This is a genomic window from Nitrosomonas sp. Nm51, from assembly GCF_900111165.1.
Classification (GTDB): domain Bacteria; phylum Pseudomonadota; class Gammaproteobacteria; order Burkholderiales; family Nitrosomonadaceae; genus Nitrosomonas.
The window spans coordinates 1-9,323 of sequence record NZ_FOGH01000073.1 but is presented as its reverse complement, the minus strand read 5'-3'; the positions used below and the strand labels follow the sequence as shown (position 1 = coordinate 9,323).

6 protein-coding genes are annotated in these 9,323 nt (G+C 49.6%); 1 reads left to right on the top strand and 5 read right to left on the bottom strand.

What is annotated here, in order from left to right; genetic code table 11:
- Window positions 1-199: 199 nt before the first annotated feature.
- Genes BMY60_RS14075 through BMY60_RS14055 form a run of 5 tightly spaced genes read right to left on the bottom strand, consistent with a single transcriptional unit; the run spans window position 200 to window position 8,979 of the window.
- Entirely contained in the window at window positions 200-1,855 is a 1,656-nt protein-coding gene (locus BMY60_RS14075) for a Cas10/Cmr2 second palm domain-containing protein (protein WP_090334483.1), read from the bottom strand.
- Complete coding sequence (locus tag BMY60_RS14070; protein ID WP_177166689.1) at window positions 1,848-3,524, bottom strand: hypothetical protein; 1,677 nt, start codon at window positions 3,522-3,524, stop codon at window positions 1,848-1,850. The genes BMY60_RS14075 and BMY60_RS14070 overlap by 8 nt, the downstream gene beginning before the upstream one ends.
- A gap of 25 nt (window positions 3,525-3,549) precedes the next feature.
- Window positions 3,550-4,470 (bottom strand): hypothetical protein, encoded by a 921-nt coding sequence (locus BMY60_RS14065; protein ID WP_090334480.1) that lies wholly within the window; start codon window positions 4,468-4,470, stop codon window positions 3,550-3,552.
- Window positions 4,463-5,917 carry a hypothetical protein gene (locus BMY60_RS14060; RefSeq protein WP_090334478.1) on the bottom strand — a complete coding sequence of 485 codons (1,455 nt, stop codon included), beginning with the start codon at window positions 5,915-5,917 and terminating at the stop codon, window positions 4,463-4,465. Before BMY60_RS14060 ends, BMY60_RS14065 begins: the two co-directional genes overlap by 8 nt.
- Complete coding sequence (locus tag BMY60_RS14055) at window positions 5,914-8,979, bottom strand: DNA-directed RNA polymerase (RefSeq protein WP_090334477.1); 3,066 nt, start codon at window positions 8,977-8,979, stop codon at window positions 5,914-5,916. Before BMY60_RS14055 ends, BMY60_RS14060 begins: the two co-directional genes overlap by 4 nt.
- Before the next feature lie 130 nt (window positions 8,980-9,109).
- On the opposite strand from BMY60_RS14055, the gene BMY60_RS14050 reads away from it, so the two are divergent.
- On the top strand, window positions 9,110-9,323 hold a 214-nt coding region (locus BMY60_RS14050; protein ID WP_090334475.1), incomplete at its 3' end, for an IS66 family insertion sequence element accessory protein TnpA.

The window sequence follows — 9,323 nt, the reverse complement described above, 5'->3', positions numbered from 1 at the left end:
AATTTGTAACGAGCAACTGAACACAAAGCATCAGCAGGAGGCAAAATACCAACTCAGTCTGGTCGACTTATCCACAGATGCGTAGTATCCTGCGCACTGTTTCCCCCTGGTCAAATTTCAACCGTAATGGGTGGTCAATTTTAAACCGGTATCAACACGATAACGGTCAAGCGGTAAAATCCCGGTTTGCTTGTATCGGTCATTTTTGGCTCCCCAGCCTCGAAATTTCGGCGATATCGATCACATCGAGCGCGCGAGTCGTATAGGTATTGCTTTGCTCTGATGACGGTTTCCACAGCGGATTAGAACCGGTCAGCGCTTTTTGCGCTTTTGGCGGCAAATGCGCATACGCCATCTCCGCCGTAAGCCGCCCTTGCTCGCAGGCCGTGCGCAGTGCGCGCAAAGGTGAACGGGGCATTTTTTCCTGCTCGGATTGATCCTTTTGATCTGAAGACTTGATAATTTCAGCGGACGCAAGCAATTGTTCCAGACTGTTTTCACCGGTTACGCGATAGGGCCGGTTAGTCAATAGCAATGTCTCTTCCACGCTTTTTCCGCCGTTGTCTAATCGCATGGCCCGATAGCGGATACGCTCGCTTTGCCTGCGCACAGCGGCCACATCGGGAAACCATGACTGTGTGACGACCTGCCAGTCGATTACCGAGTCCTTATCATTATCCTCCAGTGCACGATAAAGTCGTTTGGCGCTCGAAGCCAGGCTTTCCGTCAGTTCATGCAGACGGTGAAGCGGGTAGGTGTGTTTGGCAATGGCCACGCCAATGGCGACATCGAGCCGCCGTTTCGTATTGTTTTCGCCATCGATCAGGTGATTTTTCTCATCATGCAGGGCCTTAGTATAGTGTTTCGCGAAGAGTAACGCCTTTTCCGCACGGCAAACCAGCAACAGGTCATCGCCTCCGAGCATCAGCACTTCATAAGGACGCACCTTGGATGGTTGAAGCTTGTCGCTGCTAAAGGTCTGTTCCAGTGCGGTCACGACCGCCCGACGCACCGCCACGCGCATGTGATAAAAGAATGCTTCCCCCGCTGCTTCTTTCTCGCTTTCCTTCTGGCGATCTCTCCATTTCTTGTAACGTTTGCCGATGTCGTTGCCGTCGGCATGGATCAGCGCAATATAGTCTCCCGCCGCAAGATCCTTGAGACCGTTCAGGTCGCTCGGTTCTTCGAGTGCTTTTTTGACGGGTGCATAAAGTGAATTTGCGATTTGGCCAATGATATCCTTTGTTTCTTTTCGATAAAACACTTTGCCTTTATCGAGGCGTTGTTTGACTGAACGCGCGACAGGCAATGTTTTACCGCCTTTGTCAATTTCACAGTTGGCCGGCTGCACACCGGTTTCCAGGCAGAGCTGCAAAACTGGCAACTGCAAGAGCTGTTCTTCCTCACCACGCCTATCTCTATTTTCTGCTTCCTGACCGGCAGCTGATTCAAAGGGCTGTATTTTGATCTCGAACAGCACGCCGGGTAGTAGTTCGGTCAGTTTCTGTTCAGCCTCTTTCTGAAAATTCTCTGCAGCTGTTTTGCTTGAGAATACCGCAATGAAATGCCCGCCATCACGTGCAAGAATACCTTTTTTATACAGGGCGACGGGATCATCCCGGTATGGTTCTGCAACCATGGCTAACGGATCATCCTTCGCTTTTTCCAATTCGATGTGCTGCGGCCATTCAAGAGATTTTCCACGATTCCCGACCAGATCAGTGAGTTCATTGCGCATCGCCTCACCGATCATCGCATTTGCACCGAGCATGGCCTTTAGTCGAGGCACTTCAAAGATAAAGGTTTGCACGCGTTTGAGGCTGATTTCGAGTTTGTATGGGTTATTCTCAGTCATTTTTACCCCAAATCACGATTTCAGTAAGGCATGCCAGCATACCGCTTACTAAACTAATTTGCTCATTAAGATTCAGGCTGCGAATGAACTTCGAAACCACATCACAAGAAAGAAAATTGCCGCCAAATGGTTCACGTTTGGCTTTCATCAATCCGCAAGATTTAAACGTGTTATCAAGGTCGTTAATGTCTAATGGCTTCGCTTTATCGCCATGAACGAGGTGATTTCTGCAATCCCGAATGGATAACCCCTGTCTTTCACGCCTGTTATAGCAGTCAACCAGATTTTTTAGTGCGGTTGCTTTTCTTAGCTGTCCACCTGCATTATTTTTGAGCCATATAGGCCAGCTTATCGTCAAATTTTCAACTTTGTACGTATTGTCGGTATATGTTCTCCGTAACCTCTCAGGAATTGTTTGAATATTATCGCCTTGCAAGAATCCTTCACCGCGATCCACTGTCAACCCTGCGGCAAGAATACGCTGATCCGTTTCGATCAATTTCCAGATTCCAGTTTCGATGAGTACTCCCAGGCGCTGCAAAGCGTTGATGGAATCTCCCATGCACAGACTGATCTCGATTTGGCACGCTGCTAGCACCAGTCGGTCGTCAATTCGTTTCGAGTTAACTTCAAGTGGAAGATCGCCGAGTTCCAGCAGCGACCCCAAAAGTTGAACGACTGCCTGGGACCACAACTCCTTGCGGTATCGGCTCGCAAGCCCGTATGCCGCGACATAGTCCAGCTCACGCAACGCCTCTGCGCAGTGAAAACGTATGGTTTCCTGCTCGATGACTCGATCGGTGTAGTTCAGCTGAACAATTTTGGTGGGTGCGCTTTTTGCCGATTTATCCAGCAGATCGACCGATTGCTGTCCCAGGCAGGTGGCCGGAATTCTTTCCAGCAGTGGTTTGAGAGGGGGAATACCCCCCGAGGTTGTTACAAAGATTTTGCCCGTATCCGGTGAAATCCCCGAATTCCACAGGCGAATGACGCGGCTCAGGCGGTTGACGACGGATCGCTGGGCATCACTGTCTTCAGCACGCTCCTGACCACGCAGGATGTCAACCCATGTGCTGGTTCCAGGTGACAATACCTCTGGAATTTCCCCCTGATTGTTCTGAAATTCAAGATTGAGTCTATCGGCAAGAAATCGGGCCACCAGCGGTGCTGAGGCTATGGGTTCATTCTCACTTTCATTGGCACGCTCATCCCGTTTGGTGCCGAGGACCACCACCGCGACCGGCTGATCGCCAAACGATCTGCGGGCAACATCAAGCAGTTCATGTAATTTGGCGCAGTAAACGGGTAGTTTGGCTTCGGCATCATTGGGAATCGTATCGTCAAACGCAGAAATACGATAAGTGTGACCGGAAGTGTCATCGGTTTTGCCACGGTTGAGAGAAACAGTGGCGAGAAACTCATTTTCCGCAATGAACTCGAATTCTAGCCTGGGATTCAAGCCTGGTAGCGATAGATTTCCTGGCAGTTCGTCCGGAAAAATAATTTGCTCGCGCTCAATCAATCTCAGCAGTTTTTCATGCAGCTTCCGGCATTCTTTTCGCCCGGATTCAAAGCGGAAATTTTCTATCCATTCTCCATAATCGTTTTGCTTCCATACAGGAAATTGTATGTCAGTCACGCCCACTGAAATCATCCTTAGATATGTCATTGTTACCCTTTTTGGTTTTATCGAATCACAACGGTGTCAGCTGAACGCTGCCAAACCCCTTGTCGGCATTTTCACCGCCGCCGCAGACCGCCAGCAGCGTCAACCACGGCAGCAGATGCCGATTTGCCTGCAACACCAGCTCCCCTTCCCAGGCATGGGCATGATAAGTATCTCCATTACCCGTACTTTTACACTCAAATGAAACCGGATGGACTTGCGTTACGTGTTCCACCACCAGTCCGGCAAACAGCAAATGGTCCGCGACAAGATGCGCAAGATGCCCGCCCAGCCGCTGCCAAACCGGATCATGCGTGCATAGCACGGTCAGTTTGTGGGCGCGCTGGCGCAAACTCTCGGCAAGCTTGCGTGTGACTATTTCGATCGTGGGTTTTTTTTCTTTTTTTTCACTTTTGCCTGGTGGATTCTTTTCGATCACCCAAGGTGTCACGAACACCATACGCCACCGCGCCGCATCGGGTAGCTCGAGGTCGGCCAAGCGCGAAACATCGGTTTTAGATGCGGGTGGCAGGCGAAAACGGTTTTCCAGCAACTGCGCCGCCCACGCAATCCGCGTGCAGGCTGTTTCACCCAGCGCGATAAGCTGAAAAACCTGCAAGCCTGGCCGCCAGTGCAGAAAAAGCGTAGCCATACGCCAGGATTGCGCACCGCCGCCTATGCTGACTGGAAACAGGCTATCCGCCGCACAGCACCCGCTATCCTTCTGCTGACAGGATGTGTTGCGATTGGCGCAGGACGGATGGCCGCGAGCACAATATTCCCGCCAGCAGCGGCTACGCAATTCATCACACAAATCCGCAAGCCCCGTATCTTCCGGCCAGGATACGTTGGAAAACTCGACGACTGCTGCCGGCAAAGCACGCCACAATGCAGCAAGATCATTTGCGCCTCTGACACCAAAATGGGAAACTGCTTTCGGTTCACTCATTTTTGCCTGTTCTCCAAAGGCTGTGCGGTTTTTTCTTCAAGGCATCAGAAACTGTGGTTTGTTTCATTCCAGTAAGCTTCGCCACTTCGGCCTGGCTTCTACCCTGATTGACCAATCTGCTAAGCGTTGCATAACGGACTTGATCGAGCAGCTCATCAAGCGACGATTGCCCCTGGCCAAATGCCAGTCCGCTGAGCACATTCCAGGCTTCGCTGAGCATGCGCTCTGCTTCGATCTGACCGCGCACGCGCCGGTAGGCGTCACTTTCAGGGTGCATGCCGCCGCTGTATGCCGAGGCATTGATCAGTAATCGCCTCAGATCATGCAGATTGTTCGGATACAGATCGGTTTGCCATTCATAGTGAAGACGGGCGTGAAGCTTGCCATCCCTGATACCCGACTGATTTGCCAGCGCGATTCCCATGGATGCGATGTCATTCCTCGCACCCAGCGAGGGTAATTCAATCTGCACCGCGCCGCGCAGACCGTCGCGCGCAAGTGTTTCGATCGGCGCGGCAGGCGGCTGATCAGTGCGGTAAGTGACCACAATCGCAATATCGGGACGCGTCGCGGACAGTTGGGTGAGTTGCCTCAGCGCATCTTCGGACCAGCCATTCAGATCGTGGATACAGAGCGTACAGTCTGCAGGAATAGCGGGTTGCAGATCCGGCTTTATCCACTCGGCACTGGAACTGCCTCGCCATTTGACGAATTGTTGGCAAGCATGCCATTTACCGCTTCCCACCGGTCCCTTGATGATCAGCCTGACAGGAGAGTCTCTGAATGTCATCGCGCATTTATAGAGTACCGCATAACTTTCATTGACATGCGGATCGTCGATGACTGTGTGTTCGATCAACGTTTTTCTGGCTTTTTCCGGCAGCCTGATCCTGCGCACCGCGCGTTGCTGATAACGTGCTTCCCGCGCTGCCAGCACGTATGGAAGCCGTACCTCCTTGACGCCTTTTTCTGCGGAAGTTTCAAAAATCCGGACATGATCGAGCGGCAGGCAATTGGCGGCCAGCAGCAACGTGAACCCCATAGCGGGCACACCAGAGGAAATGTGAAACAGCACTTCGGTTTTCGGCAATCCTTTGGCTGCCGGGATCGCACGCCAGACCTGCTCATACAAAGCATGCAGATCGGTCGGCCCTTCAGCCAGGGATAATTTACAGCGCTCGATGGTCAACTCAGCAAACCCGAATTCTGGGATAATCCTTTCCAGGGCGTTACAAAATTCCTCGCGCTTCGTTTGCCCGGGTTTGTCGTCGTCGAAAAGCAGCAAGCGGGTTTGGGCGCTCGGCATCCTGGGTTCAATATCTTTCAGGCCAAGCATGAGGCGTAAAATTGGACTGCAATCTTCACCCCGCGGTGGAAAAAATTTGAGATCGGTATTGCCGATGAAAGAAACGATCAACCGCTCGGTTATTTTATTTTTTGTGCTCACGAGAAAAAATAACTGGAAATGTTGCCAGCCTCAATGCGCAACGCTCCGGTATCAAGTTTTGGAAATTCATCAGTTTTTTTCTTTGGCGCTGTTAGTGCCTGCTCTTCCGCGTACCTGAGCAATATGCACATCATGTAGCGCTGGGAATGGTTCATTTGCCTGGTTTCTTTCAGAAATAACAAATCTTTCTCCGCTTTTTTGTCGTTCTTCTCTTGTTGTGCTCTGAGCATATTTTCACCATATCCATTTGGATGCTCCAATGCACCGAGCACGAGGTTACAATTATCAAGCAGTTTGATCACCATCAATTGATGCATCCAGTTTTGCCAGTCCTGCAATGCCTTGGGCAAACCCTGTCCACCACTTTTGCGCTCGTACATTGCTGCAAATTGCTGCCGCAGAATCTGACCAATTTGTTCAGCATCATTGGGATGGCACAGCAAGCAGTCATGAATGCTGCCAATATTCTTGATATGTTGCCGCTTTGCACCCAGCATTGTTAGCGCCAGATGGGTTGCGTCAAGGCTGTGAATGAGGTTGGGTAGCAACGCGCTTTTTTGCTCATTGTTCGATATTTCTTCCTTAAGCATTTGAAAGTCCAGTCGTATTTCTCGATCAGCTTCCAATTTGATGCTTCTGCTGCTACCGCTTAGTTTGAATTTATTCTGGCAAACCGGAAACCCCAGTGGGCTGCTCCAAAGCAATGGCAGATGGGATGCATTCGCGATCTTTTTCAGCCAGCCTGAAAATGTATCGACGCAGGGATATTTGTTCGACAGTGCATGCCGCAGATGACAGACGATAGCGAGGGATGTGTATGCCGCCAGTGAGCGTAACCGATTCCAGTGTGTTTTGGCCGCTTCGTTACCCCCGTACGCTTTTTTGCGTAAGGCTTTAAAATGTCCTTTGCAGCATTTTTTCCGAAATGCGCTGCGTGGAAACTTTTCTTCTGTATCTTGCTCATCAATCCATTTGTCAATGGCCTCGGCCGGGCTTTTTTCCAAATCGATCGCTTCGATCTTGTCGATAATGGCATCGAGCACGTGCGCGGCTTGCGATTCTGTGCCCGCGCCATAAGGTATGGTCATAACCACTTTTTTGGCGGTTGAGCGATTTAACCATTCCTGCTTGTCTGCGATATTCTTTAACCAATCGTCCGCCATTAAAATAGCTTCTTCGTGCTGCTTCGGTAGATTCATTTCAGTGCATGATGCACGCAAATTTCCAAGCGTCGTCACGGCGATTTCGGCCAATTCCGTGTAGATATCACCTGGCAGGTTATTCGCTTTGGGCAATACATTGACCGCCCGCGCTAGGTCTTCATTACAGGTCAATGCCGCGATATGCTGCAACCCATTACAAGTGCCGTCGATCTGTACCGGTAAATGAATAGGTGCTTCCGGGTTGTTTTTCCACTGGTGATAAGCCAGGCAGAAAGCAAGAAACTGCATGGGTTTAGAAGCCACTTTACACCAGAAATCTGTTTCGAGAGGGGATTCGGCGCTTGCCTGAATTTGTACCTCGTTTTTTTCAATCCACTTCTCACGTTCCTCGAGCGTAATAACCTGCCGATCTTTTATACCGAGATCATTGATTATGCATTCGCGCTTAATCAGGTTGGCACCATGTCTTTTGAGCGCCTTTATTCCGGTCTCATCAAGCGACTTGCCATTGGCGAATTCCAGCAATGCCCGCTGCAAGTCTCCGCCTTGCGGTGAAAGCCAGGGTGTTTCTGCATAAATACGTCCTCGGTAATCGGCTTTCCACGGTAGGTAAAAAACAGCCTGCCGGCCGCTTTCATCGCATCCGCATAGCTCATCCAGAACACGACGCATAAGAATGTGATCCAGAAACTCAGCCGGCAATTGGTAAGATTTTCGTGTCTCGCTTTTTCGAGGCCTGTAAAGCTTTGTAGTGATCCACTCGTATAAATCCTGTTGATCTGGAGCGATGCTTTTCTTTGGCTGATTGGCCAGATCGATCATCTGGCTCACCCAATCCAGCAAATCTAGGTTTAACCGCCAAGGAACAGACTGCTGGAAATTAATCGCTGTTATGTAGCTGTGTATGTGGGCATCCTTGCCCCGACACACTTTACTAAAGCCTGAGTAGAACCGATACAAAAAACGGTTTATTTTCCCGAGTGTAATCAAATCCAGGTGAAACTCGCCTTCTGTATTTTCTAATGCAGATTCTGCTTTGACCACTGAATAAGCGACAGGTGCTTTTAGCGGCTGGAGGGTGTATTGATAGGGCAACTCGCGTAAAAAGGCATCTATTTTTTCTGCCATGGCAGTGTCAACGAGTACGATGAAATAACGCGACCAGCCGTCATCCGGTTCCACCGCCGCCATTTTCTGCTTAACGATCCGCTCTGGTATTGACTCAAGCAAAGCATCAAGAATCATTCTGGAAAACAGCAATAAATAGAGTTGCTTCTCCAGGGCGCTATCTATCTCGGATACGCGTGGTTCAGATGCCTCAGTTGTTTTTGCTTTTTCCCAGTCACGCGGTAGCGCCCTAAGCAATAAATCCTTGATGGCATATACAATCTGGTTGTACTCAGCTCTCCTTTTGTCATCATCCAATTGATCAACATCTAAATCAAGTTCTTCATCTTTAGAAGTCGCCCAATCATCTTCATCATTTCCGGCGTTTTCGTCATCGCCTACAGTGGAGTAATAGTGTTCAAAATTGACATTTGCCATCACCAGACACAGACCCTGCACGGCAATACAAAAAAACATTTCATTCAGCGCGGATGCTGGTTTTTTCTGATTAGTGATATTTTTATTTTTTTTTGTGAATTCGAGAAAAACATCATTTTTAAAGCTATCGAACTTTTTCCCGGAACTGCTATTCGCGCTCTCAAATAACACGCCAAACTTTGTTAGCGCTTTTTCGTAATCATTTATATTTTCTTTGTTGTTTTGATCACTACCGCTGAACAGTATTCTTTTGATGTACTCCACCGTAGCGCGGAACATAACCCCGGAACGCGCCAATTGCGGCGGTATGTACCCATATTGATTTTCTTCGGAAACAGTTAAAAAAATATTCACAACACCTCCAGGAAGTAGTCCAGCATTTTTTAAACAAAAACCGTTGATCCATTGTAACCGTCCAGCCCCACCATCTACAAACTAGAATCTGATCTGTTTATCCTCGGGTATTTTCAAAGGAGGATGACGAGTGACAACACAGGAACAACAGTTGCGTCATATTAGGGCGTGGCAGTCGAGCGGATTGTCGCAGACGTCTTATTGTCGCAAGCATGGCTTGAACAGCAAGACTTTTGGAAACTGGCTGCGTACTTACCGGAGAACGCAATTGCATAGTCAGCCGGGATCAATGGTACCGGTGACGATTACACCGGCTGTGCCGGTTACAGATTACTTGAGGCTGC